Raw genomic sequence first — 22,671 nt, forward strand, 5'->3', positions numbered from 1 at the left:
AAGTATCAAATGCAAGTATTATACCATGTTTGCACTAAATTGCCGACGCTTTCCTTGTGTGTCCTTATTGGAATAACAAAAACTTCGAGCGATACTGGTAATTTCACAAATCTTTTTCACCTGGAATTTCCTTTTGTGTAAATCCTTGGTTATGTGTACTTGAATTTTTTTTATCTTGTTGCTGCTTTTCAATTTCCTGTTCAAGCCTTTTCGCATATTCCATCCAGTAAGCGCAGGCGTGCTTGTAGTGATCAAGTTCTTTATCGCCGCTTGGTTTAAAAACTGCTAATTCTTTATCTATTTTCATAGTAGTACCTCTCCTTCCGGCTAGTAGTATACGACGAATAACGTCTCGCGTCACACCATATTTTTTTGCTAATTTTTTGTACCCCAATGCTCCGCGTTGATACTCCGCTCTCACTTGTGCTTTGAATTGCTCATCGTGCTGTTTTCTTTCCATTTGTTTTTCTCCTATGGCTCGTGTCCAACTTTTGGGGGGAGGTACCCCCTTCCCCATCTCCTGCAATACCATTACAATAACCCTGAACGAACCGCGCTTTGGTTTTATGGCGCACAAAAATACCGGGCAGGAGAAAAGTTTTATGCAACCAATGAAAATCAGCCGGGCGCGACAAGAGCTTATGGCCGAGTATGCTACAGCATCAGTATTCTTGTATGGAGTCCTTAGCATCGATGAATTTGTAGAAGTGTTTAATCACTACGAAAAAAAACATACAACATCAAAGGAAGCTTTATCGGCTTTAAAAAAATTTAAAAAAACAGAAGCTGTTGATTATTCATTTTTTAATGATATTCTTTCCGCATCATGGTTCACTTCGGAGTTTGATATCGATAGAGAGTACATTATATATATTCGTGAAAAACAAAATGGCAAACCGCGATACTTGCCCGCTAAGAAAGAGTTTTTAAAATACACCAATCTGCTTTATCATGAATTCGATGAGTCGTATCTCAAGCTAAAAGCGCATATCATAAAACATAAACTTATGCCTAGTAATTATAATGAAGACAATCTTGATGAAGATTTTTTTGCAATATATGAACTGTTTCAAGATAGCGGAACCCCCGCCAATGCGCTCAAATACTTCACAGTATCCGGTTATGTCTTTGGCAGCAAAGATACACTGGACGAGTTTGTTAATTTATTAACAGACATGTATAACAATACCAGAAAATACACCAATAACGGATTTACTTCGAATGAGCTTCAGGGTAAATCAAACAATCCAAAACTGCGCCACACCTCGACAAATCTCAATATTCAAACACAGAATGATTTTCCGCTGCCGGTTTTTGATGTTGTACCGAAAGTAGGACGCAATGAGCCTTGTCCTTGCGGAAGCGGAAAAAAGTATAAGCATTGCCACGGAAAATAGGCACTGATAAAATCGGCGCATCGATACTAACGGCTTGCCGATTTAGCATTACTGTGGTAAATTGCTCACCGTTGTCAAGCTCAGAACGGGCACGGACGTTCGTGGTTCCAAACAGAATTGAGTTTGAAAACTACCACAGCTATATAAACAGGAGTTTTCAAACTCATAGGTTTCATTTTTCCACGGATGGCGGTGGTTCCAAACAGAAGCGACGTTTTAAAGCAAAGTAGTTTGCAAAGCTTTAAAACTCGCAGGTTTGGTTTTGACATGGACGTCAAAACCAAACCGTAGTGTCGGGCTCTTTTTATAAAATTTTTATATAAAGTGCATTAAAAAATAATCGAATTATTAAAAGAATGCTATATTAGCAATTGCCAAACGATTGTATTATAATTATTCATAGTTTAGCGTTCTTATATTTTATAGAATAAGCTTGTTTGTTTTGTTTTTCTAAATTATACTGGTTGAACCAAACCTTTGCAATTATTTAGTTTTGACAACTGTGAACACTTATGAAATAGAACAAACGTGCGGGTTTAATGCGCCATATTTTAGCAAGCTTCACCTACAGAATACAGAGCACCCTGCACAGCCGGCGGCATTATCGATGCCGTTTTTGTCTGCAATTAATTATAGAAAATTCAGGTTATTATACATCAAAGCGATTGTATTTTTTAAAACAATCAATGCATAATTTTTTTCTCCTTGGAGGTGAATCCAGTTTGCACCGGCCGTCTCGCCGCAGCAATCGCATACATAGGAATCAAACATACGTGCTGTTTCCGGTAATTCAATTTTTGCGGCCATAACATCAAACATTTCTTGAGGCTCAAGACTTTGATAGTATTCCAGTGATTTTTCCCGCGTTATAGATTCAGGTCTCTTTTTTAGCATGAGTCGGACAGATTTTTTATTTGTGCGATTATAAAAAGAAAAAGCCTGTTTTCCGGTCATGTGAAACAGCAAATTCCCTTTGCCAATACTGCAACCTAAAATTACTTGAATTGAATCAACCTCACAGGCATCATTTTCGCAGATACAGACAACCTGTTCATCTGAGGAAAATTTCAAATCTAATAAATCGATTGCATACAATGTCGCTTTATACCCGATTGTCAATCCGCCGTATTCGTGCCCGTGAAATTGAACACATCTTTCCCATAATAACTTCTTATCCATATTTTTATCCTTATGTTTCTACCAATACAGTATAATGCCCTTCAACTTTTACTATTCTTGCATCAACATCATACACCTCTTTCAATGCAATAGTATCTAAAATAGACATATCCCCATATTTATAAACCTGTCCTTGCTGCATTAACAAAAAGCGATCGCAAAATCTCAATGCCAAATTTAAATCATGAATAACCATAATCGCGGATATACCATCGTCATAACAGATGTCTTGTATAATCTGCAATACTTGGTATTGATTACGAATATCTAAATTACTGATTGGCTCGTCAAGCAGCAAAACCTTTGGCCTTTGAGCAAGAGCTCTGGCTAATATAACTTTTTGCCGTTCTCCTCCGCTGAGCTGATTTAAAAAACGTCCCTGCATATCTCCGGTCAGATTCAGCCGTTCCATAACCTCATGGATAATAGCGTGATCGTTTTTTGTGTAATACCAGCGCATATAAGGTTTGCGCCCCAGCATTACAATATCATATACGGTCATCTCTGTGTTTGGCACATTTTGTGAAACAAATACAACTTGCTTTGCGGCCTCTCTGATAGGCATCGACAGAATATCTGCCCCATCAAGCATTACTGTTCCCGAATTGGCACGTAGAATATGATTTAAACATTTGAGCAGGGGGCTCTTTCCCACACCGTTATTGCCAAGTATTGCAAGGGTTTCTCCGTCATTCACATGGAAGCATATATCTTGCAGAACATTGGGATAACCACGGTAATGGTAAGAAATATTTTCTACGCGTATCACTTCCGTTTACTCTCCTTAAATAAAAGGTGTAAAAACAAGGGGCCGCCTAAAAAAGAAGTAATTGCGCCTATCGGTAAAATTACCTGACTGACCGCGATGCTGGCAAATAAATCACTTAACAGCAAGATTGTTGCTCCTGTTAAGATGGAGCCCGGTATCAAATACACATGATTGCTTCCAACCACTAAGCGAACAATATGCGGTGCCACCAGTCCGACAAAACTGATAAGTCCTACATTGGATACAATAACGGAAGTTACAAGACAACATAGCACTAAATTACAATAGTTACTCTTTGTACGTTAATACCAAGGCTTACTGCTGTTTCAGCACCGCTTAAAAGAGCATTATAATCCCAGCGATGAAAACAACAGTAAATAATTAAAACGGCTACGGTTATAGACATTCTACGCAATTCCCGCCAGCCGGGGCTGCTCAAATTTCCAAAAGTCCAGTATACTAATGTAACGTTTTGTAATTAACTTCCGGTTATACAAATTGGAGCACTAACAATGAGGGAGTGCGGATTTAAGCATTCCTATGGTAAATTACTCGCCGTTGCGCCGTGTCGGGCTCTTTTTTATAAAATTTTTTACGTTTTGGGTAAGATGTATTAAAAAAATATAATCAACTTATTAAAAAAACGTTATACTAAAGTTGCAAGTTGTATTTCATCAGCAAAATATTGAATCAATGTGGTCGCACCGGAAAACATAGCACTAATAGCAACACCTGCAAGTACAATACTTTCCGGACTAATGTTACGAAAGTGTGAAAGCCCGAGAATCGTTAATGCCACCGAGATGGATCCGATAAACGCACACACAGGAACACCAAATCCCATGCTGTTTCCCATACCCAATACAACAATTGCAACAGTCGCACCAAAACTCGTACCCTGCGAAACTCCGGGTGTTGATGCGGATGCTAACGGGTTTTGCAAAACAGCTTGTAAAACACAGCCGGCTAATCCCAAGCCCATACCGGCAATCGATTAGTCCGAACCGCAAGATTTATTTTGTTGTCGCTCGGCAGTCCGAAAATTCCCCTAAAAAACACGCAAAAACACACCATTTTTGCTAAACCGCGTAATAAAATTTGCCAAACCGCGTGTAAAGTTACAACGTGCAAAATCTCGGCTTGTTTTTTCTTGATTTGTCGGGTATACTTGGGCTGTTGTTTTTATATACTAGAGTCTGCTTGGCGGACTTGAGGAGGAAATATGCGTGGAGTGAAAAAGATTGTTGCTGTTTTGTTTTGCTTTTGTGCAATTAGCTTTTTGGCGGCACAGTCGAAAAAGGGCGGGAAATCAGCATTACCGAACTTAAAAGGGCGGACAATTTATGCCGTTACCGAAAATGCGTATCCGCCGCTTAACTTTGTCAATCCTAAAACAGGAAAGGGAGAAGGTTGGGAATATGATGCGGTAAATGAAATCGGCAAGCGATTGAATGCGAAGATCGTCTGGAATCTGATAAGCTGGGATGCAATGATTCAGGCAATTCGCGATGAACAATTTGATGTTGGAATGGACGGTATTACTATAAATGATGAACGTAAAAAACAGGTTGACTTTTCAGAACCTTACCTCATTTCTCAAATGTTTATGCTGGTACGCGCAAACGAAAACCGCTTTAAAAATGAAAAAGAATTTGCCGCTAACAAGAAGCTTCTTGTCGGCAGTCAAAACGGAACCACTAATTTTTATGTAACAGTCTATGATGTGCTTGACGGAGATGAAAAAAACAAACGTATTAAACTTTTTGAAACTTTCGGCGCAAGCGTGCAAGCCTTGATTGCCGGTGATGTTGATATGGTGCTTATGGATGCCGCTTCAAGTCGCGGATATATCGGGGCAAATCCCGGAAAACTTAAAACAGTAGGCGGACCGCTCGGTACTGATGAACTCGGGTTTATCTTTAAAAAAGGTTCAGATTTAGTTGCTCCCTTCAATGCCGCTCTTGCGGAAATGAAAGCGGATGGAACGCTGGATAAATTAACTACCAAATGGTTTTTTGAATATCAATATAAAAATTAATTAACACGCTTTTTAGGCACAAGCAAGACACACTCTGTCTTGCTTGTGTAATTGTTTAACCCTTCAATAACACGTACTGATCGAAGCATCCGTCGATAATGGCTTGCGGTTCAGCATTCCTATGGTAAACTACCCACCGTTGCTCAATTCCAAACGATGTTTTAAAGCAAGGCAGTTTGCAAAGCTTTAAAACTCGTTGGCAAAGCGGAGGCAAATTATTAACGCTTTGCCCTATGGTAAGTTTACTCACCGTTGTCAAGCTCAGAACCGCCACGGATGGCGGTTGTTCTAAACAGAATTGAGTTTGAAAACTACCACAGCTATATAAACAGAAGTTTTCAAACTCATAGGTTTCATTTTGCCACGGATGGCAAAATGAAACCGTTGCGTCGGCAATTAACTTCAAAACAGGAAAGCTTGGTCTGTAAGCGTATCCTCAGATAAAATGCTTGACATCTCATTATTCTGTGTTACACTTTTAATTATGATGCATATGCGATAGAGGTAAGAAAATTTTCTATAATTTTGAATATCTATATCGCATCTATTATGTGAAGAAAGGTGATAAAAACCGTCTAAGACAGCACGGATTTTTTATCGACAAGTTTTGCCTTGTAAAATGAGCTGGGCAAAATTCGCTTATTTACCCTGCTTTTTAAGGATCTGATGATCCTTTTAAAAGTATGTGCGGGAGAGTGTATGAAAAAAATAACAAAAAAGATTATCGGAATTTTGCTTGTAACTTGTTTATGCGGCGTGGTCTCTTGTGCAAAATCCGAAGATACGGCGAGTTCGGGAAAGGTCATCAACATGTTTCAACTTAAGGTTGAAATTAAAGATGCGCTTGATGCCTATGCGGCGCAGTACAGCGCGGAGAACTCGGGCGTAACCGTAAAGGTTGAAACACTGGGCGGCGGCGGAGATTACGGCGGAGTGCTGAAAGCAAAGATTCAGGCAGGGCAAATGCCGGACATTTTTGTTATTGAAGGTATTGGCGGCTATCAGGTATGGAAGGATTATATTGCCGATTTAAGCGATCAGTCTTGGGTTGCGGACACGGATCTTGCCATGAAAGTAGACGGAAAGGTTATCGGCTTTCCGGTAAGTATTGAAGGATACGGGCTTGCGTATAATGCGGAAATTCTTCAAAAGGCGGGTGTTGACCCTGCAACGCTTACAACACGCAACGCATATGAAGAAGCTTTTAAACTCATTGATTCAAAAAAGAAAGAGCTGGGACTTGATGCGGTTGTCTCTATGGCGGCATCGGTTGGCGGCGGCATGTGGTGGGTTGTCGGCCATCACAGTTTTGCCTGTTATTTAGGCGGCGGTTTAGCGCAAGATGATACAAGCATTGCGGATATGCTTGTTAAAGAAGGCAAACTTGATGATGAGCGTTTTGCACAATATACAAAGTATTTGCAGCTCCTGTTCAAGTATGCGGATAAAAATGTTTTGTTAAACGGTAGCTATGATAATCAGGTGGCGGCCTTTGCCCAACAAAAAACAGCCTTTTTGCATCAGGGTAACTGGGTTGACCCGAACCTGAAACAATTGAATGCGAATTTTAAAATGGGCTATGCGCCGCACGCGTTCCTCGATACGGAAGACAAGGGCTTGTATTTGTTTGCGCCAAGTTTTTATTGCGTAAACGTAAAAAGCCCCAATGCGGAAGAAGCAAAAAAATTCCTTACGTCTATCGCAATGACTCCGAAGGGACATGAATATATGGTAACAAAGGCGGGTATGATACCTGCGTTTAAGTCGGTTACCTTAATGCCCGAAGGTCAGCTGAGTAAAGCGCTTGTTGAAGCAAATATGCGCGGCGGCAATCACGGCGTGTTTTTCGGCATGATGCCCGACGGCACCGGACAAAATATCTTTGCGCCGATTTTTGATTTGTTTGCGCAACATCCCGATAATTCGGAACAATTTATAAAAGACATGAAAAAAGCGGTTGCCGGTTTACCTGCAATGTCAAAATAAGAAACGCTGTTTTTTAGGGGCAAAAAAGGAGGAGTTTTTTTAATGTTGCTGTTTCTTTTTTAAGAAACAGCAACTCGCCCGCATGTTTTGTTTGAAAAACCGGAGAGCTACAATGAATGAAACTAAACTGACAAGTCTGCTTTTTATATTACCGTGCGTGTTTGCATTTTTAATGATCAATATTATTCCTTTCGGTTTTGGCTTATACTATTCTTTTACGGACTGGAATGGAATCAGCACAAGTGTTTCTTTTACCGGATTAAAGAATTTTAAAAACTTATTTACCGCCCCCGATTTTTTGTTTTCATTTTTAATTACCATACAATATACGCTTATCAATGTAATTCTGGTAAATGTTGTAAGCTTTTTGTTAGCCTTAATTGTTACAAGCTCCGTCCGGCTAAAAAATTTTTATCGCGCGGGATATTTTGTTCCTTATTTAATCGGCGGCATTGTACTGGGATATATCTGGCAATTTATTTTTAATAACATTCTTGTTTCACTTGGGAACACCGCATCAATTCAGTTTTTGCAAACCTCATTTTTAGGGAAATCCGGGGCTGTTATCTTTATTATGGCGCTTGTTAATACATGGCAATACGCCGGTTATATTATGCTTATTTATGTTGCGGCAATTCAGGCAATTCCCTCATCGCTACTGGAGGCAGCAGAGGTTGACGGTGCGGGGTATGTTACCCGCGTCAGAAAAATTCTTATCCCAATGACTGCAAATGCTTTTACCATCTCGGTGTTTTTAACACTCACCTCATCCTTTAAACAATACGATATGAACTTTACGCTTACAAACGGCGGCCCTGCAACAAGGTTTTTAGATACGCCGGTAAATGCAAGCCAGCTTTTAACCATGAATATTGTAAACACGGCGGCGGCAAACCGCATGGGAGAAGCGCAGGCAAAGGCAGTTATTCTTTTTATCGCCTTGCTCATTATTTCGCTTATTCAAGTAACCGTCAATAAAAGAAAAGAACAGGAAATGTAAGTATGAAAACGCATACCGAAAAACAACTGAAAAAAATACTGCTTGAAGTTTTTGCCTTTCTGCTGCTTATCTTTTTTATTGCACCTTTTATTATGGTAATTATTAACTCCGCAAAAACATCGCAGGAAATTATTTATAATGCGGTTGCCATGCCGGAAAAACCGTCGCAGCTTATCACTAATGTCATGCGAATATTTCATAATCCTACCGTAAATTATCTGAAAGCTTTCGGCGACAGCACAATAATTACAGTATTGTCCATCATAATCATTGCGGTGTTTTCTTCAATGTGTGCATGGGTTTTGGTAAGAACAAAAAAAGCTTGGGCAAACTTTTTATTTTTACTCTTTGTTTCTGCAATGGTTATTCCGTTTCAGGTACTCATGTATCCGCTGGTACAATGGCTGAACGTTCTTGGAAGAATACTGCATGTTCGATTACTCGGCTCTTATGCGGGAATTATTTTTGCATATCTCGGCTTCGGAACGCCGCTTTCTATTTTTATCTTTCACGGGTTTATAAAAACCATTCCCTTTGAACTTGAAGAAGCCGCCAGAATCGATGGCTGCAATCGGGCTAAAACATTTTTTGTTATTGTTTTTCCCTTACTGCAACCGATTATTGTAACCGTGCTAATACTAAACGGCATATGGATTTGGAATGATTATCTTTTACCCTTGCTGGTGCTCGGCTCCAACGGAGCAGTGCAAACAATTCCGATTGCGGTAACCGTCTTTGCCGGTGCATACCTTAAACAGTGGGATCTTATTCTCACCTCTACATTGATTGCGATCGTACCGGTTATTGTATTATTTTTGGCGGCACAAAAATATATTATCAGAGGAATGATTGAAGGTTCAATTAAATAATTGAAACAATACTATAAACGGATTTTAATCCAAAGGAGTTTGACATGAAGATTGTGTTAGTGGGCGCAGGAAGTGCTCAGTTCGGCTATGGTTCTTTAGGAGATATTTTCTCAAGCAAGGTTCTTGAAAAAAGTGAAATTTGCTTGTTGGATATAAACGAAGAATCACTCCATGAGGTATTGCAAAATGCGCAAGCCTTTATCGAAAAACACAAATTACCTTTTACCGTAAAAGCAACCACCGATCGAAAAAAAGCGTTTAAAGGAGCTGACTTCATTATTTCATCAATAGAGGTTGGCGACCGGTTTAAACTTTGGGAAGAAGATTGGAAAGTTCCGCTGCAATACGGCATTCATCAAGTATACGGAGAAAATGGCGGCCCGGGCGGCGTTTTCCATTCATTACGCATTGTGCCGCCTATTTTGGACATTGTAAAAGATGCGATGGAAATTTGCCCCGATGCCTATATTTTCAATTACTCAAATCCGATGACGGCCATTTGCACTACGGTAAAACGAGCTTACCCCGAAGCAAAATTTATCGGGCTTTGTCATGAAATCGGTTGGCTTAACAGCTGGCTGCCGCCCATGCTGAACATTAAAATTGAAGACATTTATTTTAAAGCGACAGGTTTAAATCATTTCAGCTGCATGCTTGAGGTTAAAAACAAAAAAACAGGGAAAGATTTATACCCGGAGGTTTTGGAAAAGGCGGAAGCATTCTTTTTACATGACCCCGGCTACAGCGACTTGCTCGATAAAGAACTTGCCGGCAAAAGCGGAGAGGAGCGGGAAGGCTATGAAAAAGCAACAAGCTCCGGAAAAAGTCGATACGAATGGGCGGACAAACGAATTGTGCAATTTATGCTGAAAAACTATAAATTGCTGCCGATTACCAACGACAGCCATTTCGGTGAGTACATAGGCTGGGCATGGGACGTTGTTGACCATCGAGGCATTTTAGATTTCTTCGATTTTTATAAACTCTCGCTTAGACAGAACGTCCACCATGAGATTCAGTTAAAAACAAGCGAACGCGTTGTGCCGATTATCGAAGGTATTATCGGCGATCTGAATTACGAAGAATCTGCGGTAAACCTTTTAAACAACGGCGCAATAAAAGAGCTTCCGGATTGGATTGCGGTTGAAGTTCCCGCAATGATTCACAAAGGAGGGCTTACTCCAATTGAACTCCCGGATTTACAAAAAGGCTATGCTTCCTTGCTGCGCTCCTATTGCGGAGTCTACGATCTTACCGCAGAAGCAATTATCCATAAAAAAAGAGAATATGTGATACAGGCAATGCTTGCAAGCCCCGTGGTTCATCACGCGCGCTGCATTGAAGAAATGGTAGACCGCATGATAAGCCGCCAGCGAGAATGGCTTGGCTACCTGCAATAAAAGTTCCGCCTCGTGTGCCGCATCACTCAATAGGGTAACGTCCTTTTGATACCGCAATTGGTTTCTTAACAAATTGCGATATCAAAAATGATTTTATAAAAGAGTTGTTTTTATTGTGTGTTTATTAAAGAAAGACTAAAAGAAACGCCCCTGCCGGAAAACCGGCAGGGGCGTTATTCATTTTTAATTTTTTTGTTGAATTTTTTTATTTATTTTTTGTAATACCAATTCATGGGGAAACGCAATTACGTATTTCCCTTGCTTCCATCCTTCTGCTGATGAGCAGCCGGCAGTGGCGGTCGAACCGATTATTTGCAAGGCAAGTTTAAGCTTATTGTTAGCAAAAGGTATGTACTTTTCTATCAATTCGCTTGTCTTTACCCAGCCCTCATACGCGCCGCCCGCATCCGATGCTATACAGAACGATATCTTTTTAAGCATCTCAACACCTTTTGCAGAGCGTTGAGCGTTATTTCCTCGAAGAGCATCCCATTTGCTCAAATTATCGTACCAGTACGCCAAAGAAGCGCGCGCCGTTGCGGTATAGGCATAGAAAGGCTCTTTTTCTTCAGCCGAAAGATCCTTCTCAGCCTCTTTTTCGATTGTTTCAATACCTTGCAATACAGCTACAACCTCGCTTTTGCTTGAAGCTTCTGTAAGAGCCTCGGTCAGCGCCTTTATCTGCTCAACAGATTTTTGAACCACCGGCGAGAAGGCAGCTTCCAAAGCTTCCCCGCTCGAAAGCTCGATAGGAACGCTTACATCCTCTGATACGGAACGACTGACATTTTTGCAAAGGTACTGATTCAGTACAAAGGAAATCTCATCATCGGAAAGCCCCGACTCGGATGAGGCGCTTCTTGCTCCGGATGCTTTAAAAGAAACAAGAGCCGCATACATTTCGTCCAACATTTTATTGTGCTCAACTCCCACAGTATCAAGCTGCCGTGCAACTTCAGGACGATCTGTGGTAAGGTTAGCCCACTGCGTAGCATCTTGTGCATTTTCTTTTGATGCACCTACATCATTTGAAAATTTGCAACCGACAAATACAAGTCCGGTTATAATTACCGCACTTATCAATTTTTTCAAATTCATAGTATCCTCCTCACCGCTAAAAGTATTGTTTTATAAACCGTCGCATGCTTTGGTTTAACTATAGTATAAATTACAATAAGAAGCCTGTCAAGCATTTTATTGTATAAATATACAAAAAAATTGCATAAAAATGATGGTTTATGCAATTTATTCTCACAGCAAAACGGCACACAAAGGCGGATTTACGCGGTTTTCTAAAATCTTTCTAACACGGAGTATACCGGAAAACGAAATCCATACTAGAGTCGGGGTAGCGTCCTTTTAATAACTCAATTTTTTTAATTCATCTTGTACTGATTTTAAAAAAGAGCTCGACACAACGCAACGGCGAGCAAACTTACCATGGTATTAAAAGCTTTATTCTCTTATGCGTTGCATTACCGGCTTTAGGCAGTCCCGTGTACTCTGCTGCCGGGATTTAAGACATTCCAAGCGATGTTTAAAAACAAGACATTTTGTAAACGTTTTTAAAACTCAAAGGTCAAGATGTTTTTGCAACATTTTCCAAGCAAAAACATCTTGACCCGTGTTAGGCGGACGGAGGGCGGCGAGCGATTTTTCAAAATCGCGAAGCCGGATCCTTTTTGCGCGCCTAAAATAGCGCAAAAAGAGCCGCAGCGATAGCGGAGCCCGCAGTTCCGCCGGCGGTTTGTAACTACTCGACTCCGGCATGCGGTAAAGTAAGGCCGGCTTTCTGTAAGCTTCAAACCGCAACACCCGAATGTGTGTGTCTTGGAGTTTATAGAGAAAAAACTCCGCAACAGAAGAAAAGACTTGTTTTTTTGACTCATTTTGTCTATAAAAAGAATGTGCACTGAAAGTGTAGGCACGATACAAGTTCACAGAAGCTAAAATTAAAATCTGATTTTGATGGTGGGTTAATCCGTGTTAAAAAATAAACAGTGCCGGTATAAAAATTAGAAGGCGATAATTATTGCTTAAAAAGTTCACTAAATAGATGAGGATGATTGTATGGCGGAAGGGAAAGAACACGATAAGCATATTGCGCAAATTTTTAAGAAAAGTTTTTTGAGTGGTAAATCCGAAAAGCTTTCTGCGATTCAAGATGCGGTGTATCTTTTAATGGACTTAACCATGCGCGATAAAAACAGTAAGCGTGCAAATCGTGCGACAAGGCGTTTGCGGGAATGGAATATTGCCGACATAAACGGTGAAGATATTGCTGCTTTTGAAAGCTCTGCAAGCACGCATCAATACTACGCTCATCTCGGTTGGAACTATGATTATACTGTAGACGGTTTGCATGAACAGGAAAAAACGGCGGAATGGCAGAGCTGGACTCGTGCACAATGTGAAGAATTTAAAACCCATCTGCAAAACTGTCAGCGTCGTTTTATGCTTGGAAAAAGTATTTTATGCAAAACACTGCAAGTCATTTTTCCGCATCTGCCGCCAAGCAGAATAAACGCACTTGCGCGCCTTTGTTATTATACGCATATTTACGGAGACCTTCGCTGGAACAGCAGACTGGATTATTTAATTGATATGCCGCAATTCCGCTCCGGACTCATAGCCGCCGTTGCCGATTTTTACGATGGAACCGGCAAAGAGCGGCAAGGCATTGAAATTACTGCCCGCATAAAACAAGAATTGCCTGACGGACTTGTTTTCACAATTCCGGCAGCGGGCGATGATGCACCGCTTGAAGAGTGGAAGCATTGTATTCCTTTGAATAAAGCTATGGATACGGTCTGGGGTTTGGAGATATGAGTAGCAGTGTAAACAAGTATTGCAATTAGTATACATGCATAGGCTAAACCCGATTTTTTTTGAGCAGGCGCTTCCGATTCTTATCGCATCTTTTCTTCTCTAATAGTTTCGATTAATGTTTTAGACGGTGTAAAAAATAATACGGTGCCATCTGTAAGCTCAATACTCAGATTAAACTCTGGTATTTCAAAAGAGTTCATCAGGGTTTCCATATCTTTTTGCAAAACAATTGTTTGCACCCGTATAAATTTCTGGGAAACATTTCTGTTGAGTGTAGTAATGTTATTACATACAACAGGTTCCTTTCCCGGGATATTAAATTGAGCTGACTGTATGTAGGCGGAAGTGTTATAGTTTAAAGTAAAGTTTGTATAAGAGTCTGATATGTACGCATCGTTTCTTTTCTGATAAGAAAAGTCAATATTTACGGATGAATTCTTGTCTTTTCCAAGCATGATCTCCGGTCGAAGATAATACTTCAAAGCATTGCCGTCAAAGGTCATCACAAGAACTTTGTTGGAATTCTTAAATATAGTACTTGAGGAGCTTACGCAAGAACAAATCATTAAAGGAGAAAACAATAAAAAAAGAAATAAAGAGTGAAAAGAGAATTTCATAGGAACAAAACCAAAGACATAAAGTTATAAAGGATTGCTTAAAACAACAAGTAAATTATTTTTGTTTTAAAAATAATGGCAAGGCACATTACCTTGCCATTATTTCTTAATAAAATCATTCACCTGTGACAACTGTGGTAACAACATGGTACGGAATGACCGGGCTGGCAGGCCAATCGATTCTAACATCGACAGTGCCAACCGTCTTTATTCCGCCATTATTAGCAGCTGCCTGAATACCGCCCTCACCTTTAAGGGGGAGCCCAAACAGCCACTTTTGCTTAGCCTCACCGGTTTTTGGTCCTACTTTACCGGTCGCCCCGGCGATAGGTGCAGTTGTTGAACAGCTTGCCAAAATAAGTCCAACCACAATCAAAATAGGAAAAATTTTTTTCATCCTTACCCTCCGTAGATGTATAGTTTAGATGCATGGATCTATATATACGCTATGGTATATCAATTTTTATCAAATGTCAAGTTTTTATTAAAGTGTCTTTAATCTGTGATAATTTCACCCCTATAAGTTTTCAATGAATATTTCACCCCTATATTTTACCGAGGTGAAATTATTGACTTGTTACACTAAACTGGAGGAATGAAATTATTTATGAGCATTGATCAAATTACACGAGGACATGTTATTGCCAACTGCCTAGAGGGGAGATGTACGGTACAACAGGCTGCGCTTCGATTAAACCTTTCACGAAGACGCGTACAGCAATTAAAAAAGGCGTTCAAAGAAAAGGGTTTAGCAGCAATGCTGCATGGCAACAGTCAGCGTCCCTCTGCAAAGAAGACCTCGAAAGAAATTGAGCAGCGATTACTTGCGCTGCGAAGCGATCCCGCATTGTCAAAAAGCAATTTTTTGCATTTTCATGAAATAGTAACTGAAGAATATCAATTGCAGCTGTCATATTCGACTCTGCGCCGTATTCTGTTATCACATGGAATTTATTCACCAAAGAAAAGACGAACACGAAAGAAGGTGCATAAAACGCGCAATAGAAGAGCTTGCTTCGGAGAGCTGTTGCAAGTGGACGCAACCCCGTTTCCTTGGTTCGGCGGGAAAGAAAAATCCGCATTACATGCTTTTATTGATGATGCACGCGGAATGATTACCGGTCTTTATTTATGCAAAAACGAGTGCCTGCTCGGATATTTAGAAGTTCTGCGGCAGACACTCGAAAATTACGGACTCCCTGCCGCTCTTTATCCGGATAAGTGTAGCGTTTTTTTTGTTAATGCAAAAAAACAGTTATCCATTGAGGAGCAATTACAAGGAACCAAGGAACAAGTAACACAATTCGGCAAAATTATCAAGTACTTAGGAATCGATATGTTCCCGGCTCATTCATCACAAGCAAAAGGACGTGTTGAGCGATTATGGCAAACATTACAAAGCCGACTCCCTGTTGAATTTGCACGACGCGGAATTACAACCATAGAGCAAGCAAACCAATTCTTAAAAGAGTATATCGGTATTTTCAACAAACAGTTTGGTGTTCCTGCCTGCGATTCATATTCAATGTTTGTACCGACGCCAAAAACACTCGATCTTGATAAACTGTTGTCATCGGTTATTACGCGCAAACTTTCAAGCGGCTCTACCATCTCAATCAAAAACCATTTGTTTAAAATTGAGCAGAATAAATTCGGCGCAGGCACAACGGTAAATGTATTGATTTCACAAAAACATGGTATACGCGCTTTAATACATGATGAATTCTATCCGATTGTACCGCTCGATGATATATACCGAACCGATACGGTTGGACGAACCGGAGACCTGCCTCAAGTAGTTATTGACTTGATTTATGAATTCTTACTTAAAGATGCAAAAGCAGGATAACTCGATGTGTTAAGGGGTGCAATTTTCATTGCAAAATTAACCCCCTTTAGGGGTGAAATATTCACTGGTTATTGACATAGTTTTGCCCGCTCATTTTGATAAGGCAGGCAAAAATCGCTTAGTTGTTTTATTTCTTTTTTTCTACTTTCATAAAGGAAGGGGCAAAATCCGACTTTTTTGGCTTAGCATCATCTCCAAAGATGTAGGTGGTCAATTCCTTCGTTATTTGAGTTGCTTTAGTAAAAGCATCTTTTGAAATTTCTATGCCTATTTTTGTTGCATAATCTGCCGCAGCATCTTTGCCACTTTTTTTGTATGTTTGAATCAAATGCTGATCGCGATCCGCCTGTGTTTGTAAAAGCTGTTGTTCATACGAATTCCAGTACGCTCTTACGTTTTTACCATATTTTTCTCTGTTTAGTGCGGATTTAACATTTAAGTCACGCATTGTCCAATAAAAAGATTCCGGTGTATATGTATCGTCAGCAATTTTATATGCAGGAAAGGTATCATTGATATTTCCATAAAAAGGGAGATAGACGGAATGTTCCGCATTCGCCATAGCCATCCATATAATGCCGCCTACTTCTTTTGGTAAATTGTCTTTTAATTGCAAAATATGGCATTCCATAGAGGAAGATACACCGATTGCGCGGACATCTTTGTTTTTAGGAAGATTTGCATTTTTTTCCGTATCTTCATAGCGGTAGCGTTGTAATTCCATAACATCTTTTACGCTGATTTTTTTATCAGGTTTTTGCCATAAGCTGAATACCTTTGTTTTATACGCAATTTTTTTGGATGGGGAGAATTTATATTGACCGCCTCAAATGCGAGCGCGATTATAGTCATCCATAGGTTCCGCATAAGTTTCCGCTATATGGAAAGAGCGGTTTACTTCCTTATAAAAACCTTTTTCTTTTGGCAGATTGATTAAATTTTTTGAGGCGATAACATTTTCTGTATCGGATACATTGATTTCACCAAGAAGAAAACAGTTTGGAATAACTGCATAGCAATTGCTTGGCGCTTTTACCGCCACATATTGATGTCCGGAAAGAATTTCCATATACCAAATATCTTTATCATCGCTGAAGAAGATTATGTTTCCTTCTGCGGCGCCGTGTTCATCTACGATTTTTGCAACACGTTCTACGGTTTCGCGGGCGGTTTTTACATAGGGTAATACAACTGTTGTCAGAGAAGCTTCCGTAAGTCCGGTTTCTACAAGCGGGTCGTGTTTCAGTACGGTTTCGTTAGGAGAGGCAGAGACGGTAGCAGAGATTGCCACTCCATATTCGTTAAAGCCCACTTCATCATAAATCCCTTCTGATTGTTCTGCATCACAAATAGCGGTGTATTTATAACTGATTTTTGGAAGCTTAATTTTAAAACCTGTAGTGTCCTTAAACATTACAGGCGCCGGATTTTCTTTGCGAGGATACACGATAAAGGTTTTGTTATGTGCGCCGCCTAAATCTTCCGTTCTTGCTACGATACGACTTCCATCAACAGTTATGTCTTTACCGGCGATAAAACCGGTACAGGCATAGGAAGGAAGCGCTGCTAAAAAAGTCAACAAAGGTGCTGCCAAAATTGCGGCAAGTCGATTTTTAATATTTTTATTCTCCTTGAATATGTATTTGAAATTATTTTCAATGGTTTTATTATGCTATAGTTTTATCCGTTATTCAAGACAAAACTTAGATAAAGTCCATATGGTTATGTCTAAAAGTAAACCGGAAGATAAGCGAATTAATATAATATTTTGTAATTAACTTCCTGTTATAAAAATCGAGGTATTAACAATAAGGGGCTGCGGATTTAAGCATTCCTATGGTAAACTACCTACCGTTGCGGCTGTGTCGGACTCTTTTTATAATAAATAGAACATTCTGAAATTTTCCGGCAAGAGATAATTACCGAATACGAATTCCCAAAAATTACCACTGCGTGCATCTGTTTTTAACAAGTTTTCCGAATTTTTATCAACACAAGCAACATAAACAATGGTATACTATCAATAAACAGCGACGCACGCGCTCGGTAAATTTTGTTCTGGGAATGTTTATTCACGAAAAAACGAAAGGAGACAGTTATGAAAAAATTGATAAACGCACCTGAAAATATTTTACAAGAAATGGTTGGCGGGCTTGTAAAAGCTCACGGTGATCTTGTTAAAAACATAGCGGATTTACCGGTTATTGTCAGAAAAAACAAAGCCGATAAAGTCTGTCTTGTAAGCGGCGGCGGAAGCGGGCATGAGCCTTCTCATGCAGGTTTTGTCGGAGAAGGTATGCTTGATGCCGCTGTTGCCGGCGAAATCTTTACCTCTCCCAGTGCCGATAAGGTGTATGAAGCGATAAAAGCCGTAGATTCCGGAAAAGGCGTTTTGCTGATAATAAAAAACTACAGCGGAGACGTGATGAACTTTGAAATGGCGGCGGAAATGGCAGAGATGGAAGGCATAAAAGTTGCCAAAGTAATAGTCAATGATGATATCGCGGTGGAAAACAGCACCTACACTGTCGGAAGAAGAGGCATCGCCGGCACCGTGCTCGTGCATAAAATTTTAGGAGCCGCCGCCGAAAAAGGGTATAGCTTGGAAGAATTAGTTGCGCTTGGGAATAAGCTCATACCGAATATAAAAACAATGGGCATGGCGTTAAAACCGGCAACATTACTTTCGACAGGAAAATTAAGCTTTGATATCTCCGATGATGAAGTTGAAATCGGACTCGGCATACACGGAGAGCCCGGAACTCATAAAGAAAAAATAAACACTGCCGATTATTTTGCCGAACTCTTGCTTACAAAAATTTTAGATGAGCATACATTGTCGGCAAATTCCGAAGTTGCCGTTTTGGTAAACGGACTCGGTGATACCACGCTCATCGAGCTCTACATTCTCAATAACAAAATACAGCAAATGCTTGCAGCAAAAAACATTCAGGTTGTTGACACCTTGGTTGGAAACTACATGACCTCTCTTGATATGGGCGGCTTTTCCATAACTCTTTTAAAACTTGATCAAGAAACAAAAGACTTCCTGAAAGCAAAAGCAAACACAATCGCATTCAAAAGATTTTAACAGTAGGAGAATATAACACGGTGAAACCATATGAGATTTTATCTAAGGTCATAGATGTCATTGCTGAAAACAAAGAGTATTTGACGGAGCTTGACAGAGCAATAGGAGATTCCGACCACGGCGTGAATTTAGACAGAGGCTTTCAAAAAATAAAATCCGAATTGACTGCTTACGAAAATATGAATCTTGCCGAAATGGCTAACAAAATAGCGATGACGCTTATCTCGAATGTTGGAGGAGCATCCGGAGCGCTTTACGGAACCGCTTTTATGAAAGCCGGAATGTTTTTAAAAACTCAAACGGAAATAAATGATGTGGTTATAGCCGAAGCGCTCAACCAAATGATAGCCGGTATCAAAAGCAGGGGCAAGGCGGAGCGCGGAGAAAAAACCATGCTCGACACGCTCATACCCGTATACGAGTTTGTAAAAGCCGCTGCGGACAAAGGAGATTCGTTACTAGATACAGCAGATGAAATAGCGGAGATTGCGAAAAAATCTATGGAGGCAACCAAGGATATCAAAGCAACAAAGGGTAGAGCAAGTTATCTTGGAGAAAGAAGCATCGGACATATAGATCCGGGCGCCTATTCTTCGTATCTGATAATTAAAACGATATGTGAAAACATACGATAAAAGGAAACCATGGTAGGAATTGTAGTAGTATCCCACAGTAAAAATTTAGCTGACGAAATAATTACGCTTGCAAGAGAAATGAAACAAAATGATTTTCCTTTATTAAACGGGAGCGGAATTGACGGGGAACATTTTGGCTCCGACCCTATGATAATTAAAGAAACCATCGAAAAAGCGTATTTAGACGGCGGCGTTATTATCTTCGTCGATTTGGGAAGCTCAATTTTAAACACCGAAATGGCTATAGACTTTATAGACGAGGCGGCATTTGATACATCAAAAATTAAAATAGCGGACGCACCTATCGTTGAAGGACTTATCGCCGCCGTTCCCATAAATGACGAAAAAGCTACAGCCGAAGACATTCTAACCGAGATGGAAGATTTCAAAAACTTTTCTAAGGTGAAGTGAGCTGGGCATTAGAATCTGATAATTTTTAGCAGCGAAAGAGCGGCTAAAATTCTGATCACAATTTATAGTATCCACAGGGCATTGCGGACTGCAGTTTATTCCTTGAGTTCAGCTTTGTATTTGTCGCCCTAAACGTACCGCTTCACAAGCCGATGTTTCTTTGTGCTGAATTCCTGTATAGCATTTTTTTAATAACTTAATACGGTTTACTGTATTTTATACAAATCATCAAAAATTTTATTAAAGAAGAGTCTGACCCGACGGTTTGGTTTTGACGTCCGTGTCAAAACCAAACCACGAGTTTTAAAGCTTTGCAAGCGTTTTGCTTTAAAACATCGTTTCTGTTTGGAACCACTGCCATCCGTGGCAGTTCTGTTTTTGCCGTCCTTGGCAAAATTATACCTGTGAGTTTGAAAACTCCGAGTATGCTGTGGTAGTTTTCAAACTCAATTCTGTTTGGAACCACGGGCGTCCGCGCCCGTTCTGAGTTTTGACGTCCGTGCCAAAACCAAACCACGAGTTTTAAAGCTTTGCAATCTGTCTTGCTTTAAAACATCGTTTCTGTTTGGAACTACGGGCATACATGGCAGTTCTGACTGCTATTTTACTTGATAAACTTTTTGCAGCTGTCCTGCGAGTTTAAAAGCTTCAATTTTACAGTTTTGTGTTGATGCTTTTAAACATCGTTGTTGCTTGAAAGTGCAACGGCACGGTATACGCAAAACCCTCTGTTAATCACACGTGTATAAAGTGTGCTTCAAGTTTTGGAAGGAAGATTTTTGCCGCTTTTACCGAAATTTCCGCGTTTAGTTCAAGCGGTTCTTTCACAGTGATGTCAGCCTCGTATGCAAGTGCGGGGATAATGATATGAGCCTTATTGCCAACAGTTTCCAGAACGATAGCGCGAAAAATTTTATCTGGGTTATCTAAAAGGTAGACAAGCGTCCAATGTTTTTTTGAACAGCGTTCGGCAAGAATTGCGTTACGCGTTGCCGCATCGGCAGCTCCTATACGAAGAACAAGATCGTCGGCGGGCATAAGCGGTTTGCCGTCTATAAACCGCAAAAGTTGTTGATGACAGACAAGGTCACCGTACCGGCGCAGGGGGCTGGTAACCTGACTGTATAAAGCAATCCCGAGCGCTGCATGAATGGACGGAATGGTGCCGACATTACGTGGCTTCATTGCACGCCGTTTTTTATATTCGCCGGCAAGTCCCTCGGGAAGTTTTTTCGGTAGCTCGGGAAACGGCTGGCTGATATACTGAAAGGGAATAGCATTTTTAAAAGCAAAACGGGCAGCCGCTTCTCCGGCGAGGAGCATCATTTCCCGCACCATATCCATTGATTCGAATTTTTGCGCCTCTTGTATATGCACGGTTTTATCTTTGTCTACCGAGATATACACTTCGGGCATTTCTATACTGACAGCTCCGGCGGCATGCCTTCGTTCGGTGTTTCGCCGAGCTATTTCAAAAAGCGGTTTTAAGGCGGCATCATCTTTTTTCTCCTCCGCTTGCCGGTAAGTCATACGCGTTACTGCAATTTTAGTGCGCTCGATGCCGACGGAAATTATTTCTCCTTCGTTATTAATTCCGATTTTAAACGAGAGGGCACAGGAAAAAGGCGTTAAACCGAGCGCAAAGTATTCGATAGCTTTTTCGCCGAGCATTCGCGAAGCCCCTTCGGGCGCATAGAGTGTGGCACCTCTGCCGCGTGCATCGATATCGCTTTTAGTGTCCGGCTCAATGGTATCCGCAGGATTTGCAACATGAATCCAAAGATATTTGCCGTCAAAGCTGATTGCATCATCAGGATCGGTGCTGCCTTCATTATCAATGGCAAAGGCGGGGATGCCGCTTAAATCGGTGATATTTTCCGCTCTTTTTAAAGGAGGAATGTCAATTTTTGAAGAATACAGCGAATGATCAAAGCGGGCGGGATAAGGATTTTTTTGTGCAGTCCAAAAACCTGTTTTCAGCAAAACCGTATGAGCGGATTCCGGAGTTTCAGCTATTTTTGCCTCTTTCAAATATTTTGATTGTTCTGTTTTTCCGAGTGCAAGAGCTTCAATCTCTTGTAAAAAAGGCGCATAGGTTTCGCAATCAAAGACTGCAATCTCTTTCCCCTGCAAAGCTTTTTTTAATGCAAGTACAAACTGCCTTTTCAATTCTTCCGCCGCATTTTTTTCGTTTTGTTTTTTGGTAAGTGCCTCAAGCTCTTCTTTACTGCGTATTTTCACGGGCTCGTTCGGCGCGGTGCAAACAAACAACGGATTGGAAAGCGTTGCATCCCATACTGCCCATGCGGCGGATGCCGGATACTCACCCCAAACAAGCTCCGCAAACTCAAAAAATGATTCAGACTCGACCTCAAAAAACTCAAGGGCATCTTCAATATTTCCGGAAGGGAGCGGTGCGGAAAGAAGCTCTTTCAAAGAATTTACCGTTCCCGCATGCAAAAGATTCATATCTTTTTCTCGCACTCTTTTAGTTCCGTTTTCGGTTTCGATTTCAAACTTATCAGCCTGCTCATCGATAATCAATGCAGGCCTGTTTTTGTATAAGACAGGATTTCCTTTTTTCATATTTGACTCAACTAT

At 40.5% G+C, this 22,671-nt stretch carries 18 protein-coding genes and 3 pseudogenes; 11 read left to right on the forward strand and 10 right to left on the reverse strand.

Annotated features, from left to right (window positions below; genetic code table 11):
* Positions 1–103: 103 nt before the first annotated feature.
* The gene (locus FUT79_RS13780) at positions 104–460 is read right to left on the reverse strand and encodes a hypothetical protein (RefSeq protein ID WP_081718760.1); all 357 of its coding nucleotides are present in this window, start codon (positions 458–460) and stop codon (positions 104–106) included.
* 850 nt (positions 461–1,310) lie between these two features.
* Between FUT79_RS13780 and FUT79_RS15915 the strand changes: the two are divergent.
* Positions 1,311–1,397: pseudogene (locus tag FUT79_RS15915) on the forward strand (SEC-C metal-binding domain-containing protein); the annotation flags it as partial.
* Positions 1,398–2,027: 630 nt separating this feature from the next.
* Here the strand turns inward: FUT79_RS15915 and FUT79_RS13795 are convergent.
* From FUT79_RS13795 to FUT79_RS13810, 4 genes and pseudogenes are all read right to left on the reverse strand, one after another.
* A complete protein-coding gene (locus FUT79_RS13795; protein WP_197071846.1) occupies positions 2,028–2,576 on the reverse strand; it encodes an FmdE family protein in 549 nt (182 codons plus the stop codon).
* A gap of 10 nt (positions 2,577–2,586) precedes the next feature.
* Positions 2,587–3,345: an ABC transporter ATP-binding protein gene (locus tag FUT79_RS13800; RefSeq protein WP_024752772.1), complete on the reverse strand. Its 759-nt coding sequence runs from the start codon at positions 3,343–3,345 to the stop codon at positions 2,587–2,589.
* Positions 3,342–3,751 (reverse strand): annotated as a pseudogene (locus tag FUT79_RS13805) (FecCD family ABC transporter permease). The gene FUT79_RS13800 and the pseudogene FUT79_RS13805 overlap by 4 nt, the downstream one beginning before the upstream one ends.
* A 240-nt stretch (positions 3,752–3,991) precedes the next feature.
* Positions 3,992–4,327 (reverse strand): iron chelate uptake ABC transporter family permease subunit, encoded by a 336-nt coding sequence (locus tag FUT79_RS13810; protein WP_024752771.1) that lies wholly within the window; start codon positions 4,325–4,327, stop codon positions 3,992–3,994.
* A 240-nt stretch (positions 4,328–4,567) separates the two neighbouring features.
* Here FUT79_RS13810 and FUT79_RS13815 point away from each other — a divergent pair, with 240 nt between their 5' ends.
* From FUT79_RS13815 to FUT79_RS13835, 5 genes are all read left to right on the forward strand, one after another.
* Positions 4,568–5,383, forward strand: a complete 816-nt coding sequence (locus FUT79_RS13815) for a substrate-binding periplasmic protein (protein WP_002695366.1) — start codon at positions 4,568–4,570, stop codon at positions 5,381–5,383.
* Positions 5,384–6,082: 699 nt separating this feature from the next.
* Positions 6,083–7,369, forward strand: coding sequence for an ABC transporter substrate-binding protein (locus FUT79_RS13820; protein ID WP_024752770.1), 1,287 nt, complete (start codon positions 6,083–6,085; stop codon positions 7,367–7,369).
* A gap of 112 nt (positions 7,370–7,481) precedes the next feature.
* On the forward strand, positions 7,482–8,369 hold the full coding sequence (locus FUT79_RS13825) for a carbohydrate ABC transporter permease (protein WP_002696829.1): 888 nt from the start codon (positions 7,482–7,484) through the stop codon (positions 8,367–8,369).
* Positions 8,370–8,371: 2 nt separating this feature from the next.
* A complete protein-coding gene (locus tag FUT79_RS13830) occupies positions 8,372–9,238 on the forward strand; it encodes a carbohydrate ABC transporter permease (protein ID WP_024752769.1) in 867 nt (288 codons plus the stop codon).
* A gap of 44 nt (positions 9,239–9,282) precedes the next feature.
* Positions 9,283–10,638 (forward strand): family 4 glycosyl hydrolase, encoded by a 1,356-nt coding sequence (locus FUT79_RS13835; RefSeq protein ID WP_024752768.1) that lies wholly within the window; start codon positions 9,283–9,285, stop codon positions 10,636–10,638.
* Positions 10,639–10,821: 183 nt separating this feature from the next.
* Here the strand turns inward: FUT79_RS13835 and FUT79_RS13840 are convergent, their stop codons facing one another.
* A complete protein-coding gene (locus FUT79_RS13840) occupies positions 10,822–11,736 on the reverse strand; it encodes a hypothetical protein (RefSeq protein ID WP_024752767.1) in 915 nt (304 codons plus the stop codon).
* Between the two features lie 972 nt (positions 11,737–12,708).
* Between FUT79_RS13840 and FUT79_RS13850 the strand changes: the two genes are divergently transcribed.
* Positions 12,709–13,467 carry a hypothetical protein gene (locus tag FUT79_RS13850; RefSeq protein ID WP_024752765.1) on the forward strand — a complete coding sequence of 253 codons (759 nt, stop codon included), beginning with the start codon at positions 12,709–12,711 and terminating at the stop codon, positions 13,465–13,467.
* An 80-nt stretch (positions 13,468–13,547) separates the two neighbouring features.
* On the opposite strand, the gene FUT79_RS13855 is transcribed toward FUT79_RS13850, so the two are convergent.
* Positions 13,548–14,084, reverse strand: a complete 537-nt coding sequence (locus tag FUT79_RS13855; RefSeq protein ID WP_148879521.1) for a hypothetical protein — start codon at positions 14,082–14,084, stop codon at positions 13,548–13,550.
* 115 nt (positions 14,085–14,199) lie between these two features.
* Positions 14,200–14,481: a TRL domain-containing protein gene (locus tag FUT79_RS13860; RefSeq protein WP_002695852.1), complete on the reverse strand. Its 282-nt coding sequence runs from the start codon at positions 14,479–14,481 to the stop codon at positions 14,200–14,202.
* 198 nt (positions 14,482–14,679) lie between these two features.
* Here FUT79_RS13860 and FUT79_RS13865 point away from each other — a divergent pair, with 198 nt between their 5' ends.
* Positions 14,680–15,933: an ISNCY family transposase gene (locus FUT79_RS13865; protein WP_052335653.1), complete on the forward strand. Its 1,254-nt coding sequence runs from the start codon at positions 14,680–14,682 to the stop codon at positions 15,931–15,933.
* Positions 15,934–16,060: 127 nt separating this feature from the next.
* Here the strand turns inward: FUT79_RS13865 and FUT79_RS13870 are convergent.
* Positions 16,061–17,527: pseudogene (locus FUT79_RS13870) on the reverse strand (C69 family dipeptidase).
* Positions 17,528–18,031: 504 nt separating this feature from the next.
* On the opposite strand from FUT79_RS13870, the gene dhaK reads away from it, so the two are divergent.
* From dhaK to dhaM, 3 genes are read left to right on the forward strand one after another with little or no spacing between them, the layout of a single operon-like run.
* A complete protein-coding gene (dhaK, locus tag FUT79_RS13875) occupies positions 18,032–19,024 on the forward strand; it encodes a dihydroxyacetone kinase subunit DhaK (protein WP_002700640.1) in 993 nt (330 codons plus the stop codon).
* Between the two features lie 20 nt (positions 19,025–19,044).
* Positions 19,045–19,659: a dihydroxyacetone kinase subunit DhaL gene (gene dhaL / locus FUT79_RS13880; RefSeq protein WP_024752761.1), complete on the forward strand. Its 615-nt coding sequence runs from the start codon at positions 19,045–19,047 to the stop codon at positions 19,657–19,659.
* A 9-nt stretch (positions 19,660–19,668) separates the two neighbouring features.
* Entirely contained in the window at positions 19,669–20,070 is a 402-nt protein-coding gene (gene dhaM, locus FUT79_RS13885) for a dihydroxyacetone kinase phosphoryl donor subunit DhaM (RefSeq protein WP_002700644.1), read from the forward strand.
* Between the two features lie 735 nt (positions 20,071–20,805).
* Here dhaM and FUT79_RS13895 read toward each other — a convergent pair.
* Complete coding sequence (locus FUT79_RS13895; RefSeq protein WP_148889757.1) at positions 20,806–22,656, reverse strand: ribonuclease catalytic domain-containing protein; 1,851 nt, start codon at positions 22,654–22,656, stop codon at positions 20,806–20,808.
* Between the last annotated feature and the right edge of the window lie 15 nt (positions 22,657–22,671).

The sequence above is a fragment of the Treponema phagedenis genome (assembly GCF_008153345.1).
GTDB lineage: Bacteria > Spirochaetota > Spirochaetia > Treponematales > Treponemataceae > Treponema > Treponema phagedenis.